20 protein-coding genes and 1 tRNA gene are annotated in these 24,071 nt (G+C 53.3%); 6 read left to right on the forward strand and 15 right to left on the reverse strand.

The window, feature by feature from the left end:
- Together AC128V_RS01240 and AC128V_RS01245 are read right to left on the reverse strand one after the other, a co-directional pair.
- The coding region (locus AC128V_RS01240; RefSeq protein ID WP_482762863.1) for a hypothetical protein at positions 1 to 362 on the reverse strand (362 nt) is incomplete at its 3' end.
- A gap of 94 nt (positions 363 to 456) precedes the next feature.
- Positions 457 to 1,116, reverse strand: coding sequence for a VOC family protein (locus AC128V_RS01245; RefSeq protein ID WP_482762864.1), 660 nt, complete (start codon positions 1,114 to 1,116; stop codon positions 457 to 459).
- 109 nt (positions 1,117 to 1,225) lie between these two features.
- Between AC128V_RS01245 and AC128V_RS01250 the strand changes: the two genes are divergently transcribed.
- Positions 1,226 to 2,779, forward strand: a complete 1,554-nt coding sequence (locus AC128V_RS01250; RefSeq protein ID WP_482762865.1) for a phytoene desaturase family protein — start codon at positions 1,226 to 1,228, stop codon at positions 2,777 to 2,779.
- On the opposite strand, the gene AC128V_RS01255 is transcribed toward AC128V_RS01250, so the two are convergent.
- On the reverse strand, positions 2,776 to 2,988 hold the full coding sequence (locus tag AC128V_RS01255) for a VOC family protein (RefSeq protein ID WP_482762866.1): 213 nt from the start codon (positions 2,986 to 2,988) through the stop codon (positions 2,776 to 2,778). The genes AC128V_RS01250 and AC128V_RS01255 overlap by 4 nt on opposite strands.
- A gap of 58 nt (positions 2,989 to 3,046) precedes the next feature.
- Here AC128V_RS01255 and AC128V_RS01260 point away from each other — a divergent pair, with 58 nt between their 5' ends.
- Positions 3,047 to 3,727 (forward strand): class E sortase, encoded by a 681-nt coding sequence (locus AC128V_RS01260; protein WP_482762867.1) that lies wholly within the window; start codon positions 3,047 to 3,049, stop codon positions 3,725 to 3,727.
- 16 nt (positions 3,728 to 3,743) lie between these two features.
- Here the strand turns inward: AC128V_RS01260 and AC128V_RS01265 are convergent, their stop codons facing one another.
- The 3 genes from AC128V_RS01265 to AC128V_RS01275 form a co-directional block, all read right to left on the reverse strand.
- Positions 3,744 to 8,003 (reverse strand): Ig-like domain-containing protein, encoded by a 4,260-nt coding sequence (locus AC128V_RS01265; protein ID WP_482762868.1) that lies wholly within the window; start codon positions 8,001 to 8,003, stop codon positions 3,744 to 3,746.
- 220 nt (positions 8,004 to 8,223) lie between these two features.
- Positions 8,224 to 10,005 (reverse strand): sensor histidine kinase, encoded by a 1,782-nt coding sequence (locus AC128V_RS01270; protein WP_482762869.1) that lies wholly within the window; start codon positions 10,003 to 10,005, stop codon positions 8,224 to 8,226.
- Entirely contained in the window at positions 9,992 to 10,654 is a 663-nt protein-coding gene (locus AC128V_RS01275) for a response regulator (RefSeq protein WP_482762888.1), read from the reverse strand. Before AC128V_RS01275 ends, AC128V_RS01270 begins: the two co-directional genes overlap by 14 nt.
- 362 nt (positions 10,655 to 11,016) lie before the next feature.
- Between AC128V_RS01275 and AC128V_RS01280 the strand changes: the two genes are divergently transcribed.
- A complete protein-coding gene (locus AC128V_RS01280) occupies positions 11,017 to 11,697 on the forward strand; it encodes a TMEM175 family protein (protein ID WP_482762870.1) in 681 nt (226 codons plus the stop codon).
- Here AC128V_RS01280 and AC128V_RS01285 read toward each other — a convergent pair whose 3' ends face one another.
- The 3 genes from AC128V_RS01285 to AC128V_RS01295 all read right to left on the reverse strand — a co-directional run bounded on the left by AC128V_RS01285 (position 11,698) and on the right by AC128V_RS01295 (position 14,553).
- Positions 11,698 to 12,159, reverse strand: coding sequence for a nuclear transport factor 2 family protein (locus AC128V_RS01285; RefSeq protein ID WP_482762871.1), 462 nt, complete (start codon positions 12,157 to 12,159; stop codon positions 11,698 to 11,700).
- A gap of 439 nt (positions 12,160 to 12,598) precedes the next feature.
- A tRNA-Arg gene (locus AC128V_RS01290) sits at positions 12,599 to 12,671 on the reverse strand.
- 58 nt (positions 12,672 to 12,729) lie between these two features.
- A complete protein-coding gene (locus AC128V_RS01295; RefSeq protein ID WP_482762872.1) occupies positions 12,730 to 14,553 on the reverse strand; it encodes an alpha-galactosidase in 1,824 nt (607 codons plus the stop codon).
- An 83-nt stretch (positions 14,554 to 14,636) separates the two neighbouring features.
- Here AC128V_RS01295 and AC128V_RS01300 point away from each other — a divergent pair, with 83 nt between their 5' ends.
- Positions 14,637 to 16,034: an amylo-alpha-1,6-glucosidase gene (locus tag AC128V_RS01300; RefSeq protein ID WP_482762873.1), complete on the forward strand. Its 1,398-nt coding sequence runs from the start codon at positions 14,637 to 14,639 to the stop codon at positions 16,032 to 16,034.
- A 10-nt stretch (positions 16,035 to 16,044) separates the two neighbouring features.
- Here AC128V_RS01300 and AC128V_RS01305 read toward each other — a convergent pair whose 3' ends face one another.
- On the reverse strand, positions 16,045 to 16,911 hold the full coding sequence (locus tag AC128V_RS01305; protein ID WP_482762874.1) for a fumarylacetoacetate hydrolase family protein: 867 nt from the start codon (positions 16,909 to 16,911) through the stop codon (positions 16,045 to 16,047).
- Between the two features lie 141 nt (positions 16,912 to 17,052).
- On the opposite strand from AC128V_RS01305, the gene AC128V_RS01310 reads away from it, so the two are divergent.
- A complete protein-coding gene (locus tag AC128V_RS01310; protein ID WP_482762875.1) occupies positions 17,053 to 18,438 on the forward strand; it encodes an FAD-binding oxidoreductase in 1,386 nt (461 codons plus the stop codon).
- 85 nt (positions 18,439 to 18,523) lie between these two features.
- Positions 18,524 to 19,546: a sugar phosphate isomerase/epimerase family protein gene (locus AC128V_RS01315; RefSeq protein ID WP_482762876.1), complete on the forward strand. Its 1,023-nt coding sequence runs from the start codon at positions 18,524 to 18,526 to the stop codon at positions 19,544 to 19,546.
- Here AC128V_RS01315 and AC128V_RS01320 read toward each other — a convergent pair.
- Genes AC128V_RS01320 through AC128V_RS01340 form a run of 5 tightly spaced genes read right to left on the reverse strand, consistent with a single transcriptional unit; the run spans position 19,533 to position 24,012 of the window.
- Positions 19,533 to 20,375 (reverse strand): SMP-30/gluconolactonase/LRE family protein, encoded by an 843-nt coding sequence (locus AC128V_RS01320; protein WP_482762877.1) that lies wholly within the window; start codon positions 20,373 to 20,375, stop codon positions 19,533 to 19,535. The two genes, AC128V_RS01315 and AC128V_RS01320, sit on opposite strands and share 14 nt — an antisense overlap.
- A gap of 2 nt (positions 20,376 to 20,377) precedes the next feature.
- Positions 20,378 to 21,112 (reverse strand): SDR family NAD(P)-dependent oxidoreductase, encoded by a 735-nt coding sequence (locus AC128V_RS01325; protein ID WP_482762878.1) that lies wholly within the window; start codon positions 21,110 to 21,112, stop codon positions 20,378 to 20,380.
- Positions 21,087 to 22,010: an aldose epimerase family protein gene (locus AC128V_RS01330; protein WP_482762879.1), complete on the reverse strand. Its 924-nt coding sequence runs from the start codon at positions 22,008 to 22,010 to the stop codon at positions 21,087 to 21,089. Before AC128V_RS01330 ends, AC128V_RS01325 begins: the two co-directional genes overlap by 26 nt.
- Entirely contained in the window at positions 22,010 to 22,786 is a 777-nt protein-coding gene (locus tag AC128V_RS01335; RefSeq protein WP_482762889.1) for a FadR/GntR family transcriptional regulator, read from the reverse strand. Before AC128V_RS01335 ends, AC128V_RS01330 begins: the two co-directional genes overlap by 1 nt.
- A gap of 23 nt (positions 22,787 to 22,809) precedes the next feature.
- Positions 22,810 to 24,012, reverse strand: coding sequence for a mandelate racemase/muconate lactonizing enzyme family protein (locus tag AC128V_RS01340; protein WP_482762880.1), 1,203 nt, complete (start codon positions 24,010 to 24,012; stop codon positions 22,810 to 22,812).
- Between the last annotated feature and the right edge of the window lie 59 nt (positions 24,013 to 24,071).

Genomic DNA, 24,071 nt, shown 5'->3' on the forward strand with positions numbered 1-24,071 from the left:
GCAACAACCTCAACGCTTTGGCCCATTTGGTTTAGGTAGGAGAACAAGACATCATCGGCCTTGACCGCATCGCCGGCCGTTACTTGAATCTCTTCAATCTCGAGGCTCAGCCCAAATTGCGCCGGCAATGCCGAAGAGCCATTGGCGGAAACAAGAACCGGTTCTTCACTGGGTCCATATGCCAAAAGCTGCGACTCAGCAAGCTGTCCGTTTGCAGAGACGGTCTTTACGACCTCGGTCGGCTTGACCTCATAGGTCTCGTACTGGGTGACTTGGTTCAGACCGCTAAAGACAAATCCGCCAAGCACGGCTGCTACAACTGCGGTAATTCCAACGATCCAAGGCCAACGGCGCTTTTTCATATTTGCTTCTCTCATAGGCCGCGCAAGCGGATCAAGGTGTTGCTAAAGGTAAAACTCTCATACCAACCCGAAAGATTCCTGAGTTTTTGTTGAATTAACCCTTAGAGGCCTTTGCTCCATCAGGCCACGCGACGACGCAAACCTTGTTTCCAGAGCGATCTGCGAGAACCCACCAGGATGGCGCTTCTGAGCTTTCAACGATTGTGCCACCGGCTTTGACCGCTGCGTCCACTCGACTCTGGGCGTGCTCTTTGGAAACCGAGACGTCGATGTGCATCGCATGGCGAAGAGGCTTGTTGACATCGAGGTCTTGCATCCAAACATTGGAGCTGAGTCCAATTGGATCAATTCCGGCGTCATCGAGCATTGGCTGGTACCCGAGAACCGCTCGCCAAAAGCCGACATCGATGGCATCTGGTTTGGCTGCAATAGCAAACTGCACTTCTTGAACCTTGCTTGGATCTGCCACGGCACCGAGTGACTTTGCAATCTTGGAGATTTCACGCGCTAGAGCGATGTGCTCTACCTCAGTGTTCCAGACTTCACGGGTCAGGCGTATGGTCAGACTCTTGGTGACAATCGACATGTGTGCAGGTGTGCCATCAAGTCCTGGCAGCTGTGCGATGGCTTGAGCCAAATTTGCTGCGTCGGCAAGGGTTTTGGTCTGAAAGACGGCGGTAGGTCCACCATGCAGCACGACCCAGTCTCCTAAATCGTCAGCTGCAAGAAACTCTTTCCAACCCTGGTCACTCATTCAGACTCCTTGCTTCCAACAAAACTGGCGGGCATGCACTAGTGGAAAGTCTAGGAGAGCATCCAGCATCGCTAGAGGATTCCCTATCGTCCAGCAATAAACTGACTCCATGACCCAGGCAAACTACAATGTTGCGATTGTCGGTGGCGGACACAACGGCCTAGTTGCTGCTGCTTACCTCGCCAAGGCGGGCAAGTCTGTAGTTGTTCTGGAGCAACATGATGTGGTTGGTGGCGCGGCTGTTTCAACCAAAACATTCGAAGGTGTTGAAGCCAGACTCTCTAGCTACTCCTACCTAGTCAGTTTGCTGCCGAAGCAGATTATTGAAGACCTTGGACTCGAGGTCGAACTAGCGCCGCGGCGCTATGGATCTTTTACCCCGACACTTGATGGCAAGTCTGGCCTTCTGATTGACAAGTTAGATTCAGCCGCTACCAAAGCATCTTTTGAGGCAGTTGGCGCTGCAGCGGATTTTGAAACTTGGAACCAGTTCTATGCCAAGACCGAACTCATCGCACAAAAGCTTTTTGGAACCGTGCTGGAACCACTGCGCACCGAGCAAGAGGTCGCAGACCTACTTGGCCCAGAGCTTTGGAGGGACTTCTTTGAGCGTCCAATCGGCGAAACCATCGAGAAGACCTTTAAATCAGACTTAGTTCGTGGTGTTGTGATGACTGATGCGGTGATCGGAACTTTCGCCTCCAACCAGGACGAATCCCTGCAGGCCAATAAGTGCTTTTTGTATCACGTGATTGGCAATGAGACTGGCGATTGGAACATCCCGGTGGGAGGAATGGGTTCGGTGACAACCTCCATGGCCAAGCGAGCTTTAGCGCTTGGGGCAGAACTCAAGCCAGACTGCCAAGTGCTCGCAATCAATGCGGGTGAACCACACACGATCAGGTTTATCGAAAAAGGTAATGAGAAGTCGATCACTGCAAATGTGATTCTTGCCAACGTCGCGAAGCCAACCCTCGATGCCCTTCTTGGTCACGGCAACAAGCACAACATCGAGGGTGCTCAGGTGAAGGTGAACATGCTGCTTAGGCGGTTGCCAAAACTCAAAGCAGGCACCGACCCGATTGCAGCCTTCGGAGGAACACTGCACATCAATGAGACTTTCGAGCAGCTGCAGACTGCTTACAACCAGGCTTCCGAAGGTGAAATACCTAACCCGCTACCCTGCGAAATCTATTGTCATTCAATCACCGACCCAAGCATCCTCGGTCCTGAACTCAGAGCCTCTGGAGCTCAAACCCTGACGGTCTTTGCCCTGCACACTCCACATTCACTGTTGGCCGGTCGTGATCACAACCAGATGCGCCAAGCGCTCGAAGACGCGGCGATTGAATCCATCAACTCGGTTCTTGCCGAGGATGTTCGAGACCTGCTGTTTGTAGATGCAAACGGAAAACCATGCATCGAAACAAAGACCACACAGGATCTAGAAGATGCTCTTGGGCTTCCGGGTGGCAACATCTTCCACGCACCTTTGAGCTGGCCCTTTGTCGAAGATGACGCTGTGCTCGATACTCCAGCGAAACGATGGGGCGTCGACTCCGGATACGACGGTGTTTACTTCTGTGGTTCAACCGCTGTGCGCGGTGGCGCGGTTAGCGGCATCGGCGGCCACAATGCCGCAATGGCGGTTCTGGAAAGCTAGCTTTTTGCGCCGTCAGGCCAAGCTACGACGCATACCTTGTTGCCAGAACGATCTGCGAGAACCCAATACGAAGGCGCTTGAGAACTTTCGACAATAACTCCGCCTGCCTTCACCGCGGCATCTACCCGGCTCTGGGCGTGCGCTTTAGCTACAGAAACATCCAGGTGCATAGCGTGACGCAGCGGTTTGCTTTCATCTAGTTCCTGCATCCAAACACTTGAGCTGACACCGAGCAGATCGGTTCAGGTAAGAATATAGGCTGTTGGCATGCTTAAAAAAGCTCAGATCTCTCTAGGAGCGGTGCTGCTGCTGGCAGGAGTTGTTGTTGCTGGCTCGGCTTTCGATCAATCGATTTGGTCCAATGTTCGCGCTGATCAAGATGCCCAGCGAGTGGGCGATGAGATTGCAGCATCTTTTGCGGACCCATCGGGTGGCGAGACAGCGACAGCCACGGTGCCCGTTGAAGCAGAGTCTGGGGCAACTTTTTCAGCAATCGGCTTGGTTTACATACCGAGGCTGAAAGCTGATGTTTGGGGCACTCCGTTAATCTCGGGCACCTCGGAGCGGGATTTGGCCATTGGTATAGGGCACTACGAGAGTTCGGCTGGACCCGGCGAAGTGGGGAACTTTGCAATCGCTGGTCATCGTGCGACCAACGGAGAGCCATTTGCGCGATTTGAAAAGCTCGCCGCTGGTGATGAGGTTATCGTCCAAACCTCCGCTGGGTACTTCACCTACACGCTCATCAAGAACCAAAAGATTCAAACCAACGAGGTGTGGGTGCTTGCTCCTAGTCCTGAGGGCTTGGCAGCATCCGTGCCACAGCTAATAACACTGACGACTTGCGAGCCAAGATGGAACTCAACCAAGCGTTGGGCTTGGTGGGGGGAATTGGCAGCGTTTTCTAAATCCCCTCCACCAGAACTGAAGGAATCTAGCAACGACTGACGTTTCGCGCAGCCTCTCAACTAGCGCGTCGTCGCCCAACCTTAAACAGTGTTCCTCCGGCCAGAAGCAGCACTAGACCCAGTGCAAGTGTCATCGCTGACCTGGTGTCACCGGTATCTGCAAGCTCACCTGTTGGGCCTTCGATGACAATCGAAATGACTGCATTCACAAAGTTTCCAGAAAGATCAAGAACTGAATAGCTGATTGATGTTAGCCCGTAAAATTCTGCCTTTGGCATGAATTCCACCATCCCATTTGGAAGGACGGTCCAAGAGCCGTGCTCGGTCTCAAGGTTCATGAGGTCACAGGAAGATTCGCTGCACAAACGAAGGGTTGCCGGTGCGAAATCAGCGCCGGCTTTTTGATCATTCGCGAGCGGGTTGATCATGACGCTGGTGCCCATTTTTCCAGTCTTGGAGTCCGAAGTTGCGATGGGCGTCGGGCTGGTTGTTGGGTTCACCACGATACTTTCCGAGGATGTTGCCGGTGACCCGCAATTCAGAGGAGCGCTACAGACCGGACCGGGCACAACCGGCGCCGGAACAGGGCTAACCGCTATTGCGATGGATGCAGAAGCTATCGAACCAGCCGAGTCAGCAAACTGATAGGTGACTGGAGTGACCGAGCCAATGAAGGTTGGCTCTGGGTCAAAGGTCACTGCACCCGTGGTCTGGTTGACGCTATAGACACCTTGGCCCGAGATGGTCATGGCAGTTTTTGTGCAAGATGGCGGGGACTCCGCACTTGGAGCCAGGCCACACAGGTAGAGCGTTGCTGGTGATTTGGTAAATCCATTGAATGTTTGATCATTGGCCAAAGGATTGAGAACTTGGTTCTGGTCTTGATATCCAGCTGAGCTGTCATTGACAGCAATAGGTGGCACTGGCAACAAAACTGTCAACGTAGATTCAACGACCTGGCCAAATTGATCCGTCACTCGATATGTAACCGATTGACTTACGGCCGAGAAGGTTGTGCCGCTCGGAGTGAAGGTGACAACCCCCGTCGACCCGTTGAGAGTAAAGGTTCCGTTCGGAGTTACAAACGCGTTTGCGCTGCAGCTTCCGGCATTCACAAAACAGGTTGCCGATGGGGACAGGGTTGGGCCGCCTTGGGCAGGCCTTGCCAGGCCATTTGATCTATCCAGCGAAGTGAATGCGGCAGTCTGTCCTGAACCCGCTGCCAGAGTCTTGGTTTGCGCAGAAGCAGTTGGTGGTGGAGGCGAGGAAATCGTAGGCGTGTAGGTGCTTGAGGCATACTGCCCAATGGCATCTTGCACCTGGTAGGTGGCTGGTGTTGCCACACCCGAGAAGGAAGATAGCGGTATGAAAGTAATGACTCCACTGGAGACGGAGTAGGTCCCCTGGTTGGCAATCGTCAGAGTTGTCGCGTTGCAGTTGTTTGGCACCTGCCCGGAAGAGCACAATCTCAGCGTGGAACCGCTGATCCCCTCGCCGTCATTTGCGATAGCCGACCTGCTCACTGGAGTGTTCCAGGGTCCTGTGGCAGTATCGGGCTGAGCCTGAGGTGCAGGCAGCACTCTTGCACTCAGAGTTCCCGCCGCTTTTTTGGCGGCGGAGTCAGAGATTACGTACCTTACTGGCGTTGATGCGCCAAGGAACGATGGAAGCGGATCAAAGGTAATCACACCACTACTGGTGTTGACTCGATATGTACCTTCATTGGCGATTGTGATTGCGGTTGCGGAACAGCTAGGGGCTGTCTCAACGTTGCTACACAATCTGGTATTGCCCTTTGTGCTGGTGAAATTGCCACCGGTAGAGGCTGACACCGAACTTGTTTGGCCAGAGAGCAGCGCAGCCCCAGAGAATGCGGCAAACACGTCGAATGAGACCGTTTGGCCAACGCCGGTGGCCATGGTTCTTGAAATGGGTTGCGGCGGAAGCGAATAGGTCGCATTCACAACGCCATTGGTGCTCGCAACCAACCTCGAGGTGCTAGATACCACGGCGTTGCTCTGTGCTGTGGTGGTGCCCGAGCCTCCAGATGTCACAGCCGAATTCATCGCGGTGGTATCGGCATCGATATCCGCAAACTTCACTCGATAGGTTCCCAGGGCCAACGTTCCGAAGGAGTACGTACCATTTGCTGCAGTGGTCGTGGTAACTGGAGTGCCATTTTGAGTGACCGGATTACCCGAACTATCAAGCAGCGAGACTGCTGCTCCCGGCACGGGTAGCCCGGATCCTCCGCCAACCGCAGTTCCGGAAAGCGTCGAAGCACAAGTGGAGAGACTCGGAGTGGTAACCGACATACTGGTCGTTGCCGATGAAAATACCTCGGACGCGTTGCCCGTCAATGTCGCCGAACCACCGGCTCCCACGACCGCGGTGACCGAGGGTAGTTCGGTAAGTGGTCCAAGGGTGATTGGACATGGGTAAAGCATTTGAGGGGTAATGCAAAGCTCAGGAGAATCTCCAACAGCCGTAACAGTGGCTTTGGCGTCATCTCCTGGCGATGTGCCGGTCCTGCTGACAAACTTCACAATGAATTTGGGTCGCTGCCCCGAGGCTGCTGGCGTCAGGGAGCTCAAGTCAATCTCGCGTAGCCCGTTGACTTGTGTGATTGGGATGTTTGACCAGTTCGGAATTGACTGACCGGTTTCGGTCATCACAGTTAGGGTCGCTGAGGCGTACTTGCTGGAGCTCGGTCCTGTAAGGCTGAACTTTGTCCAAGCCGCTACTGAATTTGTGGTGTTGCAACCGAGCCTGGGCACGATGACTGAAGCGTCGAAAGTCACATCAGAAGGCAATGACGTACAACCAATTGTCGCCGTAACCGCATCCCATGCTTGAATTCGATCCGAGTCGTCATTCGTCCAGACACAGTTCGGATTGTATGGGTCTATTGTCAGTGAGTAGTTTGGGTCCCCAAGCCCAGACGCACCCCAGTTTGGGCACCAGGTGTTGGTTGCGATGTCAATGCAATAAATTCGACCTGCTCCGTAGTTGCCATCACCGTAGTAAATACGAGTTTGGTAGGTCTCTGGGTTTTTCCCATACACAGAGCTAACGGCAATAGGGTTAACAGCACTGGAGGCGGTATAGGACGTTCCATCTGATGAATAGCAGAATTTTGATGCCGCTCCTGAGATGTCGCGTATCATGGCACAGATCGCAACTATTTCCCCGCTCGAGTTTGGCAATTTGAATAGGTGCGAGAAGCGCACCGAGCTGCTGTGGACTTTTGGCCACCCGGCACAGTTGGTGAATGTCGCTGCATCAACACAGAAAACGTATTCTCCAATCACTCCAAAAACACGGCCATCGTGCTCCAGCACGTTGGCCTCTCCCCAAGACGCTGTCTTGGTGGTCACGGCAGGCAGTACATCTAGGGAACCGGTTCCGCATACTCCACCCGCACCATTGTTAAGCGCGGTATCTACGCACAAAAGCTTGTCGGTTCCGGTCTTGATGGTGAAGAGCTTGGTTCCAGAAACAGCGAACCCCAAGGTCGCATCGTAGGACGGATATCCCACGTTGTAAGCCGGGACAAAAGCGGTCGAGGTGGACCCGCCACACCATCTAGGGCCAGTGGTGAAATTTGAAATGTCAATACAAACAAAGCCGCTTGCTGCAGAGGTATTGGTGTTGAACCAGAAGTGATCGTTTACTACATCAACCCATCCCGTGGACTGGCTATTAGTGTGAAACCCCGCGACCGAGAAAGGCCAGCCCGTTCCGCAACTACCGCCCGTTCGAGTGTGACAGTCGACCGCAAGCTGCGGGCCATCATGATGGAAAACGTTAAAGACGTGATTGTTGTCATCGAAGATCACATCCCAGCCGTCTCCGTTTCCTGCAACTCCAGAGAAAGATCCGCTTGGTGGTGCGACGGCAGTGGCAGCACCGGTGGCAATTTGCTTACCCTGGGTGGTGGCACCCTCTGATTGAACTGTTCCTTGAGCCTTGATCGCATTTACCGCTGCCCAGGCGGCTGATGTGGTGGGGGAGCTAGAGCTCCAGGTGCTGCCCGCATTTGAAGAGTAGAAAACCGTCCATCCACTTGGTGCGACGATTTGATTTACAGAATTCAGAGCAGTCTTTGTAGGGTCTATGGCCATGGTGATGGTTTGGGCAATGACTCCCGCACTTGAGATGGGGGCCTTCGCTTTAATCTGCCCAGAGTCGTCGCAAAGAACCATAGCTCCCACTTGAGCTTCGCAGGTTTGGGAACTGACGGCAGGAAGTGGCACGAGTGCCATGACTACAAGAAAAGCGGCAGATACAGCCGCAAGCAGCTTGTTTATGGTCACGGCACTAGCAGTTTTAAGGACGGTATTTAGAGAATTCATCACCGGCTCTGCCTCCTAGCAAGCTGCGGGCACGCGAGATTCTTCAATACGAGATATACGTCTGTCTCACCTAGATTTCGCCCGTGCAAACCCATAGGTCGACTATTTCACGCCGACCGCAATGGCTCAATCTCACCAGTGTGAAAGCACACCGCTCTGGGGTAAATCCCCTGCCTTACATTTAGGGCTTTGAGACCGGGAGGGTTGAGGAGAATTGGACACCCGAGGAATGGTTGATCAGGCCATATTCAACCGACACTTCTCGCGCCAGTCTCATGCCGCCACCCTTGATCAAATTTTTGGCGAGGGCTTTGCCGTTGTTTTTTACGACCAGGTGCACGACATCGCCCTCAAGCGTTAGTGAGATTTCGATACGAGACGCATTGCCGTGCTTAACAGCGTTAAGCACGGCTTCGGAACACAACTCGATAAGAGTTGCTCTAACTACCTGATTCAGACCGACTACACGTTGGGCCTCAGCCTCCAAATTGAATTGGAAACTGACACTGTCCCCCCAAAAAGTTTGGAACTCCTCCAGAGCACTCGCCAAGCTCGGTGTTGGCTTCTCTCCCGGGTTTAGCTCTCCGATTGAATTCAAATTGCTGACCAGTTCTCGCAACAAGTCAGGCGTCACTTTCCCCGCATCAATTGCCGCCTGAAGCTTTACTGCGCACGCAATGAAAACTGCCTGCACGTCTGAATGAATGCTTCTGGAAATCTCCTTGCGCACGGCACGTAACTGTGTGCTAAGTGCAGCCAATTCCCAACTCAATTGCTTGTTGACCAGAAGATTCTCGTTGAGCACTCTCAAGCGCTCACTCTTTAGGCCTGCCAACATCGCAAGGGTTACGCAGATCAGGATTGTCGCAACAGGGTCTAGAACTAAAAGCGTCAGTGCCAACGCCTCAAAACCTGGTCGCTCAAGATTCGCCAGTGGTAGCCAGCTAAGGACTGCTGGAATTATGGCCACGATCAGATACCAGGCCATGATTACCGCTACACGAGAACCTAGCGCTAGTGATTTGAGACGAGGAGCGAGGTAACGCTCACCTAGTGCCAGGAACGCCCAAGTACTGCCGACAAACAGTGGATAGGCAAGCACACCCGGCCAGCCGGGTTGGAGCGCTGAGATTGTGGAGGCTCCGATGGCGCTCCAAATCAGAGCTACCGGTAACGGACGAAACGGCTGTGTCAAAGTCACCGAGACAAACCAGGTCTTGACGTTGAGACGCGATGGCCTGAGCTCGGCGCCTACGGTTTTCGACTCCCAAGATTCAGCAAGAAGTTCCTTACTCAGCGGTCGAACTACCGTCTCCACTGCATTGAGCAACTTACTGGCCAATTTTTTGTAGGCAGCCGCAGAACGACCCTTACCGATCTCGCGAGAAATTTCGGATATGACTTCCCCAAGTCGTGCGTTCACCTCACTAAGCACAAGTGAACGCTTAGCTTGCAACTCAGTTTTGGCATTGGTCGTGAGTTCAGCCAGGTGCTGTTGATTTGCTGCCAGCTCCCTGAGGCGGGTTCTGAAATTGCTGTAATCATTAATCAAGGTGGCGGCCAGTGGCAACATGACCAGGGCTACTATCGCTCCGCCGCCGAGTCGGAATTGCCAATTGATTTGGTCTATCGCTCCTGATTGAAAACCGAAAACGCCTAGTAGTCCACCCCTGATTGATCCTGTCAGCGCGAAACCGATAAGCCCCACGGAAACCCTTGCCCAACCTTGCAACTTTGAAAAGATTAGGCGCCCGAACAGGACGAAGAAGATTCCCGCTACTAGCGAGGCGATTGTCACTACGCCCAGCCAATTAAAGAACGCGCCTGACCCTCGTGCTGGATCTGCAACTAGCGCTAGGAAACCACCGGGAATCGCAACCGTGAGGTAGGTCGAGACTGAGAAAGCACGCTCGGCAAAGGTCCGCTCCTTCAGCAACAGCTCTAGGCGACTAAATGGGTGCATCTGCGGTGTCCGATAGAAACTGAAGCGCCGAATAGACGCGAGCATTTGCGTCGTCCGGGATATTGAGAGCGGCGTATATAGAAGTAAGGATGTTTACAACAGAATTAGGCGCGAGCCCCAATTCACTAGCGATGGCTTCAGTGGACTTTGCAGCGGCCAAGAGCCTTAAGACCTCAAATTGACGAGGGTTGAGCGAGGCAACCCCGGTTCCAGGTCTCGCCTCGAATCGCTGAGTTAGGCGAGGATCTATGACCGAGTAGCCCTTTGCCGTGGATCTGATTGTCGAAGTCAAAAGATCTAAATCGATTGCCGAAGACTTTGCCAGGTAGCTGATGCCGCGTTGCACTTCTCTGGGCAAGGTGCGGACCAATTCCAAAAGATCCTTGTCAGATAGCAAAAGCACCCCAAGATTTGGGTCTTTCCTTCTGAGGCTGGCGGCCAGTCCAACGCCGTTTCCGTCTGGTAAATCGATGTCCAGTATCAAAACGTCTGGCCTTAAATCGTCCACGGCTAGCTTTGTTTGCTCAACGCTTGACGCACTGCCGACAAGCTCGAAGTCAGGGACATTCTTCAAAAAGCTTGTCAAAAGCTCCTTGAAAAGGGGTTGGTCTTCGACAACAAAAAGTCGTAGCTTGGTCTCTGGCAACATCACCACACAACCTCTCGCTTTACGAACAAAAGAATTCCCTTTTCTGCGGGGAAATGCAATTAGGAATGTGTGGAAACCCCCGACCGAGCTAGCCCTATGGGTCAACTTAAAGTAAAAAACCCGAGAAGTTGTGAAGGCTTCTCGGGTTTAGTGTGCTCGGAGGGACTCAAGCCCCAAATCTTCTGATGGTTGTTTTTGGCAGCACATGGACCAAAGTGACATGCAGGCGGGTCGCAGGAGCAGCGGCACTGATTTCTAAGCCAAATCCATTAATCGATTACTTGAACAATCTGCAAACTCCTGATGCTGGGAGAACAATCGCACAACGCGCTGCTAGTGTTTCTCACAAAATTAGGAGATGTATGGCCAAGAAATTTCCCGACATTGATCATTCTCGAATTGACGCTCTGGGTGACGGGATTTATGCCATCGCCCTAACGCTATTAGGTCTAGACCTGGTCGGCGCTGTCATGAAGATCTCGGAAGAGCCTGATTTGAATAGTGCCCTGTTGCACGAATGGCCAATTTTCTTCTCCTTCCTAATGGGCTTCTTTGTGCTCTACGCGGTTTGGTATCAGTACCACGTCTACTCACAATTCGCTGGGAAACCCCATGCACTAATGGTTTGGCACCATGGACTTGGATTCATGGTTGCGGCGCTGGTCCCAGCAGGAGCTGCACTGCTGGGCGAAAACATAAATACCCCCAACATGTCATGGGCCGTTTTTTACTTTGGCATTCTTATCTTCATTGAAGGACCGCTGCAACTGATCTTCTTGCTTGCGATGAAAAAACGACCTCTCACGGTGACAAGTGACTCGCCATTTACCGGTGAGGAATTAAACAAAATGGCTTCGGCCTACAGTGTGATACTGACCGTCTTTGGAGTTATCGCTTTGACCACAGCGCTCTTCGCGCCATGGGTTGCGCTCGCACTTTATGGACTGTATCTATTTACGAAGGTGAACCCGGTGGGGTCTCTCAACTCAGCTTTGGTTTGGCTTCGCCCACTTCTAAAGCTCCCCGCTGAAGAGAAGAAGTGACTAACTCACAATTTGGGCAGCACTTGCTTCGGTAATACCTGACTTTGCTTGTTTTTCAAGTCCGACCGTAACAGCAAAAGTATCTTCATAAACATCAAAGTCATAGGCTTTACCCCACCGCAATTTGATTACGTGGATACCTGGATTTATGTAGGGCTCTCCGTTTTCAAGAGTGCATGTCGCTTCCCAGCGGGCAAATACTGTTGTGTTCCATGGCCCACCGTGGACTAGGACATTTGTTACGTTGAATTCAAGATTCGGAAAAACTGTTCCCACCCTCATAAACCACCGATGCATTGCCTCTTTGTCATGTCTAATACCACCCAGTGAATTAGGACCAGCAAAACGATGGGTGAGGTTCTTAGAGGACAGGCCACCTAACACATATTCGTAATCATGATTTTGCACGGCAAGAAATGTTTTGCGAACTAACCGCTCGACAATAAAGCTATAAATAAACATTCGTTTCAAACCTTTCGAATTCTGATCAACTGGGCTACGTATTAGGAGCTATCAGTTTAGGGATGGCCAAGCAGATGGAGATATTCCTCTAATTCTGCTTTCAGGAAATGAAGATCAGGCCCAGCAAACATGCGTTGAGGTCTTATCTCTAGGTATGGATCCAGGAATTGAGTCTGGAAGCGTAGTGTGGCAGATGTTTGGCACCTACCAAAGTGATGGCACCCCCCTTGGCGATTTTTACATTGACTTAAATCACTCGTACGATCAAGAAGCAGGCAAAACAGAACTAACACACACTATGAATATGGTGTTTTTCACGCTGCTCGGTGTTGAGCCATAGATTCTGATTCATCTGCTGAAATTCCGAATCCTCAAACCCTTGAGAAATCAGCCAACAAAATGAAAAACCCGAGAAGTTGTGAAGGCTTCTCGGGTTTAGTGCGCTTGGAGGGACTCGAACCCCCAACCTTCTGATCCGTAGTCAGATGCTCTATCCGTTGAGCTACAAACGCGTGGTGGAAAAATAAAGATTTGCGTTGTCTAGTGGCTTTGAGTCTAGCCGACCGTTAGTCAGCCCTCAACTGTCGATTTTGGGACGGCTGCAAACAAGTGACCCTCGGCAACATCGGTGGAAATCGCAATTCCTGCTGCGATTTCGCTCTCGTCATAGTCGCGACGTTCACCGGTGAACTCGTTGGTGATTACCATGGCGCCTTTATATGCGGGATGCCAACGAATCTCACGCTGCTCAAGAGCGTTGGTGACAACGCACGCCATCAACTCTTTACCCGATTCGTGAAGAAACGAAATTGGCAAGACCTCTTGGTCTGCTCTCCATCTCGAATCTGCCTGCCAGCCGCTAAGGCTAGCCCAGCGAACCGAACCAGTTGGAAACAATGGTCGCCAGGCTCTATAAACATTCATGACCCGCTTGGCTAGTGCAAGCTTTTCGGCAGACCAGTTTGGAATGTCCCCCATCAGGATCCAAGGGCCGCCAACGGCATAGATTGCGAGTTGCGATTTCAGCGTGAGCGAGTTTTGGTCAGACATGTAGCTCGAGCACCAATGCGCTGGCAGGTATTTGCCGAGGCCGACTTTGGCAACCGCGTTGTGTCGCACGTCGCAAAAGTCGTCGCCGATTGTTGTGTCGTGGTGCCCAACCATTTGCAGATCTAGTGGTCGACCGCCGTTCCAACAGTTTTCTAGCCAAACATTCTCAAACCTGGAGCGAAACTCAGACAGCAGGCGATACCAGCCACGCACTGCCCAGTCTTCGCCGAGCCCCTGTGGGTGATCGTGTATCGCACTGTCGCACCGACTTATGGTTTCAAAATCATGCAGCAACCAGGTGAGCCCGTTGTTCGCGAGATTAGCGAGTTGCCCCGATAGGTAATCGATTACCGGGCCGTGACCCATGCACAGCGAACTGGTTCGGTGTGAAACAACTTGCGTCTTACCCCGCCAGGTTGCTAGCCAGTCAGGATGTGCCAGGGCAACGCTCGAAGCCGGGTCGGTATTGCCGAGAGAGGCCCATAGCCCAAGCCGCGTGCCGCTGCGCGAAGTAATATCTGCAAGACCAGGCATGCCGTCTTCAAAGTGCGGGCCTGGTTGCCACTCACCCACAATATTCTCCCAGCCCTTATCGATGGTGAGAACCTCAAGTTCGAGTTCCTTAGCGGTTTTTGCAACCGAAGCTACTAATGCTTGATTGACGTTTGTGCCGAAGCCCCAGGTGTCAACAATTAGCGGCGCAGAATAATCTCTCGCCCGAGCTGGAATTGCTTGCAAAATCATGGACCGAAGTTCGGCGTGAGCTACCTCGATATCACCGAGGCCAGTCTTGATTTGAATCTGGGGCAAATCGATCAGCTCACTGCACGCTGCAATCGGGTAAATCTGTTTTGGCAAGATCAGCAAAATATTCAGCTGCTGATTTTCAAGACTGAAGTGCACTAGTTGGGTATTGCTCTTCTCTAAGGCGAGCGCAACGAAGCGGTCTTCGCCGTTGAGCCCTTTACCCGCCAAAACAATCCATCCGGCCGCGTCTTGATATTTATCATTCGCGGTTGCCGGCTGTCCGTGCACCAGATACAGCACGCCGTCATAGTCCTCGCGCTCTGGAAAACCAACATCCATTTCTGCATCGACGTTGAAGGCTGCAGCGTCGGCGGTGGCGTAGGGCCCGCAAACAGCTATAAGTTCGTGTTTTTCTTCGAGCTTGAATTCGACGATTTCGAACGCGCGCTCTTTGGCATCCCAACTGAAGGTTCTCAGCAACCTTACGGTGCAGCTGGCCCAGCCGGTCTGGCTGAAGGACTGGGCAATCACACCCAATTCTTTGCCGTCAACTTTGGCGACTTCAAACTGCCCAGAATGCACCTTCTGCATCGACATTGACTCCTAAGTTTTCGGCAGAATTTTCATTAGTCATACCTTATGCAGTAATTTGAACTTCAAGGCACAAGATGTTAGGCGGCATGGGCATGATTCCTAAGGCCGACCTGCTCGCTGGCGATGAGATTCTCGCGGCTGAAGAAATTCTAAACACTGATGACCGCATATACGACCCGAGCTCCCGCCCAACCATTGAGGCCGCACTGGCGCTATCGAGCGGAGAGGTCGCCGGCTGGATTGTGCCTTTTGCCTCGGGTACTTTCGAGCATCACGCCGATGTCCCTGACCAGGGCCTGTTTCGCTGTCTGTTCGGCAGAGACTCGCTCATCATCGCTTCGCTCTTGAGGCAGCAAAATGCGCAGCTGCAGCTCAACACCGTTTGTGCGCTTGCGGCCTATCAGGGCAAGACAGCTGACCCGGTGAGCGAAGAGGAGCCCGGTCGCATACCCCACGAAGTCAGGGAGGCTGGGGATCCGCAGGCAGCAAGAATTGCTGCTGAGAGTGGTTGGAAGTTTCCCTACTACGGATCGGTAGATGCAACCCTGCTCTGGATTATCGCGCTTGACGAGGTAGCGCAACGTGATCCTTCGATTCTCGAGAGACAAATTGCCGACCAATCACTTGCTCAGCGGGCCGAGTTTGCGGCGACTTGGGTGCTAAATCGGCTGCAATCGGGTGACGGTTATGTTCGTAGCACTCGCGCTAGTTCGAGGGGAATCTTGAATCAGGTCTGGAAAGACTCGGGGGACTCTTATCTAACCAGCGATGGAAAAGTTGCAGCTGAATCGGGAACCGTCTCGGTTGAAACAGTTAGTCAAACTTTTGATGCTCTGCTGGCCGCTTCACGTTTGTCAAAGATGTCGACTCACAGCTGGGCCCACACCCCCAACGACTTAATTGCAAAGGCCCAGCAAGTTCGTTCGCGCTTGGTTGACTCCTGGTGGCTTTCAGACCGATTCGCCCTGGGGCTCGGAGTGATTGAACAAAAACACACGCTGCTCGATGCCATTGCGAGCAACCAATGGCGACTGCTCGATTCTGAAATTCTTGCCAAACAAGAACACGCGAGTTTTGTGAAGCAACTTGTTGAGTCGGTCACCGACGAAGAGATTCTCGGCCCATACGGCATTCGCACGCTGGGTAGGTCGAACCCGAGATATCGTCCGGGTGGCTATCACACGGGCAGCAGTTGGCCCATGGATGCCGCCCTGATAACGAGGGGCCTAATCAGACATGGTGCTAACGCCGAAGCTCGATTGGTGGCAAACCGATCGATCCGAGCAATCGAGGGCGTGGGCGCTTACCCCGAGCTGTTTCGCTCAGACGACAGCGAAAAGTGCGGGGTCAGCCGCTTCATCATTGACGTGCGAGATGGCCAATTAGGCACCTCGAATCGAATTTGCCAACCCCCGCAGCTGCTTCAGGGGTGGAGCATCGCGGCCTTCAGCTGGTTCAAGCAGCAGTCATTTGGCGGTAACTGAGCCGGTGGCTCTAGTTTGAGCGGTAGGAAACTGCGCGCTGAGTTTGGCGACCAAGACCCTCAATCTCAAGCTCCATGAGATCACCATCGTGCAAGAACACCGGTGGCTTGAGACCAAGACCAACACCAGGAGGAGTTCCGGTGTTGATTAGGTCACCAGGTTCTAGAACCATAAATTGGCTCAGGTAGTAAACGAGAAAATCTGGCTTGAAAACCATTTGCGCTGTCGAGCTGTTCTGTCTGAGCTGACCGCTGACGGTTAGTGTCATCTTCAAATCTGAAACGTCACTCAACTCGTCGCGAGTTACCAACCAAGGCCCGGCTGGGTTAAAAGTTTCACAACTCTTTCCCTTGGACCACTGTCCTTGACGTTCTAGTTGAAATTCGCGTTCGCTAACATCGTTGACCAAAACATATCCGGCGATGTGCGACTCCGCCGCGGCGGGGCTAGCCAAATACTTCGCTTGTTTGCCAATTACAATTCCCAGTTCGACTTCCCAGTCACACTTCAGTGACCCCTTCGGAATAATCACATCATCGTCTGGGCCGATGAGCGTGTTCGGCGCTTTTGTGAAAATGATTGGCTCAGGAGGAACCTCTGCGCCCGACTCTTTTGCGTGGTCTGCGTAGTTCAATCCGATGCAGATGATTTGATGAGGTCGAACAAATGGCGCACCGACCCTGTTGCCGGCGACCTCTAGAAAGTTTTTGGCCGCAATTCGATTTGCAACCTCAGCCTGAATGTCGAGCCACTTTTCATTCTGAAAAAATTCAGCGTCGAAGTCAGCGACTAGGTCTGAGATGTCGATGTAGTTGTGCTCATCAATGGCAACTGCCGGGCGTTCTTTGCCTGGTTGCCCAACTCGCATTAGTTTCATCGTTTATCCCTCTGACGCGCAGCATCGGTGTTTGATGGCCTGGGCAAAAAGCCTAACGCTGACGCCGAAAGCGCGCAATGTCGTGGTTGGCAGCATGGTGACGAGCGATTATTCTTGGCATAACTTCGCAAAGGATTCTCTGTGAACAGTAGACCCGAAGAACCCGGTGTGGTTCTGCGCCAACTCATCGATGCCCTTGGCGATGCCGTGCTCACCGACCAAAAGAACCTTGCCGAAGCAAGAACCGATCGCTCAGGGAAAACCAGCGACTTTGACCCAATTTGCGTTGTCGAAGCCACAAGCACGGATGATGTCGTGGCCGTTATGAAGATTGCCAACCAGACGCTAACTCCGGTTGTGACCAGGGGTGCGGGGAGCGGTCTGGCTGGTGGAGCGATCGGCAGCGCGGGTGAGATTGTGCTGTCGCTGGCGAAAATGAACAAGATTATCGAGATCTCAACCGAGAACCGCTGGGCTCAGGTGCAAGCCGGTGTAATCAACCAAGACCTGAACCTGGCGGCGCAGAAGCTCGGGCTCTGGTTTGCGCCTGACCCGGCCAGCCGAATCTGGTCTACCGTGGGCGGCAACATCGCTACCAACGCCGGCGGTCTGCTGTGCGCAAAGTATGGCGTGACGCGCGAAGCGGTTAGGCAGCTCACGGTGGTGATGGCCGATGGCGAGGTTATGACTCTTGGACACGAAACAGTTAAGGGTGTAACCGGCTTCGACCTGGTTGGTCTGCTAGTTGGTAGCGAAGGAACCCTCGGTGTGATAACCGAAGCCAAGGTTTCACTCAAGCCCGTCGATGGGCATCCGGTAACAACCCTGAGCGCAAAAGCGGCAGACATAACTCTTGCGGCAAGGGCGATTCAAGAAACAATTAGATACGGGCTTCAGCCGAGCGTGTTTGAGCTAATCGATGAGACTTGCTCTCGTTACATAACTGAGCATCTCGAGGGAGTTCTGCTCGAGAAGAGCTTTAACATGCTGATTGCGCAGACCGATGGTGCCGGTGCAGCACATTTGGCAGAGAAGATTGCGCAGGTTTGGCGCGACCTCGGTCTTGAGGTGCAGGTCGAAGAACGCGGCGACGAACTGCTTAGTTTTAGGCGCGCCATGTTGCCAGCACTTGAAGCCAGAGGAAAAGTCTTAATCGAAGATGTCGCGGTGCCAATTTCAAAACTGGGTGAAATGCTGCAAGCAGTGCGCGACATCGAGACGCAGTATGGCATTGAGATTCCGACCGTCGCCCACGCCGGCGATGGCAACCTTCACCCCAATTTCGTCTACAACGATGAAGAGGTTCCGGAACACATCTGGGAAGCTGCCGATGCTATTTTTCGCAAGGCAATTTCATTGGGCGGAACTCTAACCGGCGAGCACGGAGTTGGGCTACTGAAGCGACAGTGGCTGATTGACGAGTTGGGTCAGAGCCAGACCGAGTTGCAATGGCAGATCAAGAAAGTGTTCGACCCGAACAACATTCTGAACCCCGGAAAAGTTTTCGACCCGGAGAAGTTCAACTAGGGCGCTCTCTGGCTCGGACACTCAGGCTAGGCCCTGGGGTTTTGCTAAGGTTTTTCTAAATCACCGTTGATGCTGGAGGCTTGCAGTGAACCAACCGATAACGCTTTTCACCGGACAGTGGGCCGACCTGACCCTAGATGAGGTTGCCGGCTTGGCCTCAAAATGGGGTTATGACGGGCTCGAGATTGCCTGCAGCGCCGAGCACCTAGACGTGTGGCGAGTTGCCGAGGACCCAAGCTACCTAAAGCAGCGCCAAGAAGTTCTAAAGCGACACTCACTGCAGACCTGGGCAATCTCAAACCACCTCACCGGTCAAGCTGTTTGTGACAACCCGATCGACTTTCGCCACCGCGGTATTGTGCGGCCGGCAGTCTGGGGCGACGGCGACCAAGAGGGTGTGCGCCAGCGTGCTGCCGAAGAAATGAAGCTCACCGCGATCGCCGCCCGCAAGCTCGGAGTCGACACCGTGGTTGGTTTCACCGGCTCATCGATTTGGCAGTATGTGGCTATGTTTCCACCGGTACCGCAGTCGGCAATCGACCAGGGCTACGAAGACTTTGCAAAGCGTTGGAACCCAATCATGGATGTCTTCGACTCGGAAGGTGTGCGTTTCGCGCTAGAGGTGCACCCGTCTGAGATTGCTTACGACTACCACACCACGCGCATCGCACTGGATGCCATCGACAACAGAAAAGCATTCGGCCTGAACTGGGATCCAAGCCACATGATTTGGCAAGATATCGACCCGGTCAACTTCATTCTCGACTTTGCAGACCGCATCTATCACGTTGACTGCAAAGACACTCGGGTGTTCAGAAACGACGGTCGCAGAGGCCGCATGGGTTCACACTTGAACTGGGCAGACCCGAGGCGAGGATGGTCATTCGTTTCTACCGGTCGCGGTGATGTTGATTGGGAGTCGAGCTTTAGAGCACTTCGAACAGTTGGATACAACGGCCCGATCTCAGTTGAGTGGGAAGACGCCGGAATGGATCGACTTCACGGCGCAGCCGAAGCTGTTGGCTTTATCAAGAGCCTGATGTGGAAAAGCCCAGAGCGCTCTTTTGACGAAGCATTCTCGGTAGATTCAGCAGCTAGCGAAGACTAGCGAGAGTGATCGAACCGGTGTTGTTCACCATTGCGTAGTCTTCGTCCAGACACGCACTGCTGAAAGCTATGGTCGAATCGCTTGAGCGAACCGCACAGTCAAAGATTCCCTTTTGCCCGCCGGCGTGATTTTCTTCTGTCGGCAGTTTTACCAGCAACTGAGAATCACCAGTCGAACTAAATTTACGGATCTCTGCTCTAAAGGCCATCGCAACAAAAAGATTGCCGTTGGCATCAATAGATAAACCGTCTGGCCCCGCACCGGTTTCGCAGGCGAAAGTTTTGGCCAACCGGCCATCGACATCTATAAAGCTGATTCGGTCTGCAAAAGTTTCAGCAACAGCCAGCAAGCCGCTTTGTCGTTCGCACCCGTTTGGAAACACAAAACTGGCAGCGGTTGGGTTTACCTCGCCAGTTGGCGAAACCCGATACAGCGCCGAAGCAACCGGCTCGTCTGTCTCGGGGTCAAAGCCATAACCGCCAACCCAGGCGGTTCCATCGGTGTCGACGTGCATATCGTTAAGCGGGTGTTCGGTAAAGCCCGAGAGGTCGGCAAACACCGAGAGCTCACCCTTGGTAGCTAACTTCAAGACCTGTCGCTTGAGGCAATCAACAACCAGTAGATCCCCATCGGGCGTCCAGCCAAGACCGCCCGGCATCTCTGGCCCGCCCTGCGACTGGGTAAGTTTCACCGTGGCACCAAGATTCGGATTCCAGGCGATGACCTGTCCCCTGAACATGTCGCTGAACCAAAGCTCTTCACCTCGCCAACGCAGCGACTCGGCAAAACCCAAACCCTCAAGGGATCTAAGAGTCTGCGGATTGGCCATGGCTAGAAGGTTGCCGTGAGTCCGCCATCAATGGTGATGGTCTGGCCGGTGATGTAGGTATTTGTGCGACCGCTCAGCCACAACACCGATTCGGCAATCTCCTCGGGCGTCGATGCTCGTCCAAGTGGAAGCCTTCCGGATTCGACATATTGTTTACGAAACGCTTCGGTGTCTGCCTCGTCGATGCCGTTTTCAAGAAGGCTCATCTGGGTTCGCACGAAACCCGGCGCAACCGCATTTGTCAAGATGCCGAACTCTGCGCCGGCCAAAGCAAAAGATCGCGTTGCCGCTTCGAGCCCAGCCTTACCAACGTCATAGGCGAGAGCATCTTGTCTTGAGAACCTGGCGTGCACGCTGGTGATGTTAACAACGCGGCCAAAACCTTGCGACTTCATCGAGTCAAAAACCTGCGACATAAGGTCAATCGGTCCCTCTAGATTCACAGCCCAGACCGACTGCCAATCTTTCAATGAGGAATCACCGAACGGAGTTGGGCGATAGATGCCAGCAACATTCACGAGCACATCGATTGCACCGAGTTCCTCAAGCGCTGCTCTAACCACTCGTTCGCGTTCTTGAGCCACCGATAAGTCTGCCTGCATCCAGTTTCCACCAGCTTGATTGTCAACACCGAAAACCAAGTCGCCACGATTACGAAGTGATTCTGCAACGCTGCGTCCGATTCCGCTAGCGACCCCTGTGACTAGAGTTCTAAGCTGCTGGTTCAAGTGAATCATCCACCTTTCTAAAAAACTGCAGGGAAGTTTTCCAAGAAATAGTTTCGCCCGCAGCCATAAACGGCCCCACCGAATCGTTTGCTCCCAGCCCGTGTGCAATATTGGTCGGCTCTATACCAAGCGCATAAACCTGATTGTTCCAAGGTGACTCGGTTGACGTGGCAAACTCCTGCCAAATCAGTGCGTGGCTTAGACCCTCCCAGTCAATCCTTGCCACCCAGCCGGCAACTTCTACCGAAATGCTCTTGTTTTTTGAGTTCGCAAGCGCAAACACCTTTGCCTGTTGTTGCATGGTTAGCTGGGTGAACTGCGATGCGGGCTGCGATGGCTTGCCTGTGGATTTCAGAGGCGCGCCGGAATAGTCAAGTTCGATGATGGTGGCCGATGGGCAAAAACTAAGATTCGCGACGGCACCGTTTTTTAGCGGTTGCAAAAAGTCTGAGCCCAAGATTAGGTGCTCTGCGAAGCCAACCGCCTTGCGATTTGCCGAGTGATTTGTGGCGGTAGTTTCCGCGGTGACAACCCCAGCTGAAACGCTCCATCTGCGAGACAATTCGATTTCGCCTCGGCTGTCGAGCCAGTTCAAAGTCAAGCTGTCGTTGTTCACTTCTGTGATAGCCCAGTCAGCTTGCGAAGCCGCCCCGTGAAATGCAGGTTCTGCAGATTGCTCAGTGGCTGAACCGGTGTTTGGTGCGCATAGCTGCCAACCACCGCACCAGTTTTCAACCCAACTGCGTTCATCAGCAGCAGGCACTGGCAAAGGTTGAACTGAATCGGCCCAGGGAGTTTGCGCCAAGAAGCTCACCTTGTTGATTCGGAAGTTGGCCAACACCGCGCCTTCTTGCGGAATGATTTCTAACTGCAAATCACCGACGAGAAGAGTCACCGATGTTGCCATCACTCACCTCGGCGGCTTAGGTCGTTTGAATTAGCGCCGGACTTTAGAGCCTCGATAAGCGAACTTTTTCCCTCTAAAACAACCGTCAGCATTGTGTCGGCAGCCAACTGGCCATCGCCGCGATTTATCGCTTCATAAACTTCGTTGTGTAACTGGACGTCGAGCTCCAATGCCTCTCGACCGCGAACGGCCTGCTGCTGAATAATGAATACGCGTCTAAGAAAGTCACTCACAACCGAACCGAACTGCAGTAGGAATGAGTTCTGGCTTGCTTCATAAACCGCAAGGTGAAAATCAAGATCTGCCCTCGCAAAGTCTTCGGGGCTGTCCAGTTGGTCTTGCATGGTCTGAATAGCCAACTTCAAACTGCGGTGCTGATCCATGTTTGCTCTGTTAGCGGCCAGCTTCGCAGCGGCCGGCTCAAGAATCTGACGAAGCTCAATCAAATCGAGCATCACTGCGTCGCCGCGCCCCTCTTCGTGATGCCAACGAAGAATGTCGGAATCGAAAATGTTCCAGTGCTCAGGCTCTTGAACCCGGGTGCCAATCTTCTGGCGAATCTCAATCAAGCCCTTGGCCGAGAGCACGCGCATGGCCTCTCGAACCGAGGTGCGGCTGACGTTGTAGTTGGCACCAAGCTCGGGTTCGGTAGGCAAAAACTCACCGGGCAAAATCTTGCCGCCGACTATGGTTCTGCCGATGCTCTCGATGATTGTCTTTTGAAGTCCCCGGATAGACGACCGAGAACCACTGAGGGGTTCGTAGGTATTGTCCATCTTCACCTCGGGTTTGTTGGGCGCTAGTGTCCTACCCTAGTCGCTGTGTCGAGGGCAGTGCTCTCATAAGCAAGCTGGCCATCGATCTTGATCTCGACTTCTCGAAGGTAAGGCAGAAGTGCTTGCTCGTCGATCTGAATTCCTAAGCCCGGAGCATCTGGCGCCGTGATTTCTCCGTTGGCATCAACCTCGATGTGTTCAATCGAGAGATCCCAGGCAACCGACTTTGGTTCGACCGGGTATTCGCAAATCCTGTGATTCTCGAGACCAACGAAGGCCTGCATCGAAGCCGACAGAGCAAGGTGAGAGGTGAAGGTGTGATTCACGTAAGTTGCATCATTCCGAACAGCGTGCTCGGCAACAATCTTGGATGGGCCGATGCCGCCAATGCGCGCCGAATCAACCTGAATGAATTTCACTGAACCGAAGTCGATAAGGTTCATGGCCATGTGTTCGGTGTGCGCGCCTTCTCCACCTGCAAGACCGACGCCGCCAGATACCTTGGCTAGCTCTGCATAAGCCTTGAATGCGTGGGCAAAGAAAGGTTCTTCGAGCCAGGTAGCGCCGGCTTTTTGCAACGCCGGAATTCTCGCGATTGCGAGTTCGACATTGTCACCCCATATTTGCCCCGCGTCAATAAGCAGGTCTGCATCTGGGCCAAGGCCCTCGCGGGCTGCGGCAACGTGATCTGCATCGTCTTGTACATCTGCAGTCCCGTAGTTTCCCCAACCGAACTTAACCGCTCTGTATCCTTTTGCCCTTGCATCGCGAGCGCGCTCGAGTGTTGACTGCGGTGTGTCACCCATGAGCATTGAGGCGTAGGGCACCTTTGCAAAATTCCTCTGGTAGCCGAGCAGTTTCCAAACCGGCTGTTCTAGCTTTCGACCGAGAAGGTCCCAGAGAGCAATTTCGACTCCCGACCAGGTGTGTGCGGCCTGCAGAAGATCCATGCTGTTTCTGGCAACCAATTGGCTGAGCCTCAGGATGTCCTTGGGATCGCTAACCCGCTCACCGATAACGCTTGCTGAAACCGGCTGGCAAACCCCGTGCGATCTTGGGGTCACAAATGCAGCTATCGATGTGAGCGGTGATGCCTCACACTCACCCCAGCCAACGCTGCCGTCCTCGCCGCTCACCCGGACGAGAAGCGCATCCTGGCTACCGTCGGCCTCGAGTGTCACTTCGGGCATAGCCGCATAGAAGAACTCGACCGAATCGATTCTCATTTGTGCCTTCCATTTGGGACTCGAGTTGAATAACTTATCAAGGCCATTCTGAGAGAATA

The sequence above is a fragment of the Aquiluna sp. genome (assembly GCF_965064355.1).

Bases quoted from the DNA above. Each gene is read 5' to 3' on its own strand.
- AC128V_RS01245 (WP_482762864.1), bottom strand. From the start codon at position 1,116: ATGAGTGACCAGGGTTGGAAAGAGTTTCTTGCAGCTGACGATTTAGGA.
- AC128V_RS01250 (WP_482762865.1), top strand. From the start codon at position 1,226: ATGACCCAGGCAAACTACAATGTTGCGATTGTCGGTGGCGGACACAAC.
- AC128V_RS01255 (WP_482762866.1), bottom strand. From the start codon at position 2,988: ATGCAGGAACTAGATGAAAGCAAACCGCTGCGTCACGCTATGCACCTG.
- AC128V_RS01260 (WP_482762867.1), top strand. From the start codon at position 3,047: ATGCTTAAAAAAGCTCAGATCTCTCTAGGAGCGGTGCTGCTGCTGGCA.
- AC128V_RS01270 (WP_482762869.1), bottom strand. From the start codon at position 10,005: ATGCACCCATTTAGTCGCCTAGAGCTGTTGCTGAAGGAGCGGACCTTT.
- AC128V_RS01275 (WP_482762888.1), bottom strand. From the start codon at position 10,654: ATGTTGCCAGAGACCAAGCTACGACTTTTTGTTGTCGAAGACCAACCC.
- AC128V_RS01280 (WP_482762870.1), top strand. From the start codon at position 11,017: ATGGCCAAGAAATTTCCCGACATTGATCATTCTCGAATTGACGCTCTG.
- AC128V_RS01285 (WP_482762871.1), bottom strand. From the start codon at position 12,159: ATGTTTATTTATAGCTTTATTGTCGAGCGGTTAGTTCGCAAAACATTT.
- AC128V_RS01295 (WP_482762872.1), bottom strand. From the start codon at position 14,553: ATGTCGATGCAGAAGGTGCATTCTGGGCAGTTTGAAGTCGCCAAAGTT.
- AC128V_RS01300 (WP_482762873.1), top strand. From the start codon at position 14,637: ATGGGCATGATTCCTAAGGCCGACCTGCTCGCTGGCGATGAGATTCTC.
- AC128V_RS01305 (WP_482762874.1), bottom strand. From the start codon at position 16,911: ATGAAACTAATGCGAGTTGGGCAACCAGGCAAAGAACGCCCGGCAGTT.
- AC128V_RS01320 (WP_482762877.1), bottom strand. From the start codon at position 20,375: ATGGCCAATCCGCAGACTCTTAGATCCCTTGAGGGTTTGGGTTTTGCC.
- AC128V_RS01325 (WP_482762878.1), bottom strand. From the start codon at position 21,112: ATGATTCACTTGAACCAGCAGCTTAGAACTCTAGTCACAGGGGTCGCT.
- AC128V_RS01330 (WP_482762879.1), bottom strand. From the start codon at position 22,010: ATGGCAACATCGGTGACTCTTCTCGTCGGTGATTTGCAGTTAGAAATC.
- AC128V_RS01335 (WP_482762889.1), bottom strand. From the start codon at position 22,786: ATGGACAATACCTACGAACCCCTCAGTGGTTCTCGGTCGTCTATCCGG.
- AC128V_RS01340 (WP_482762880.1), bottom strand. From the start codon at position 24,012: ATGAGAATCGATTCGGTCGAGTTCTTCTATGCGGCTATGCCCGAAGTG.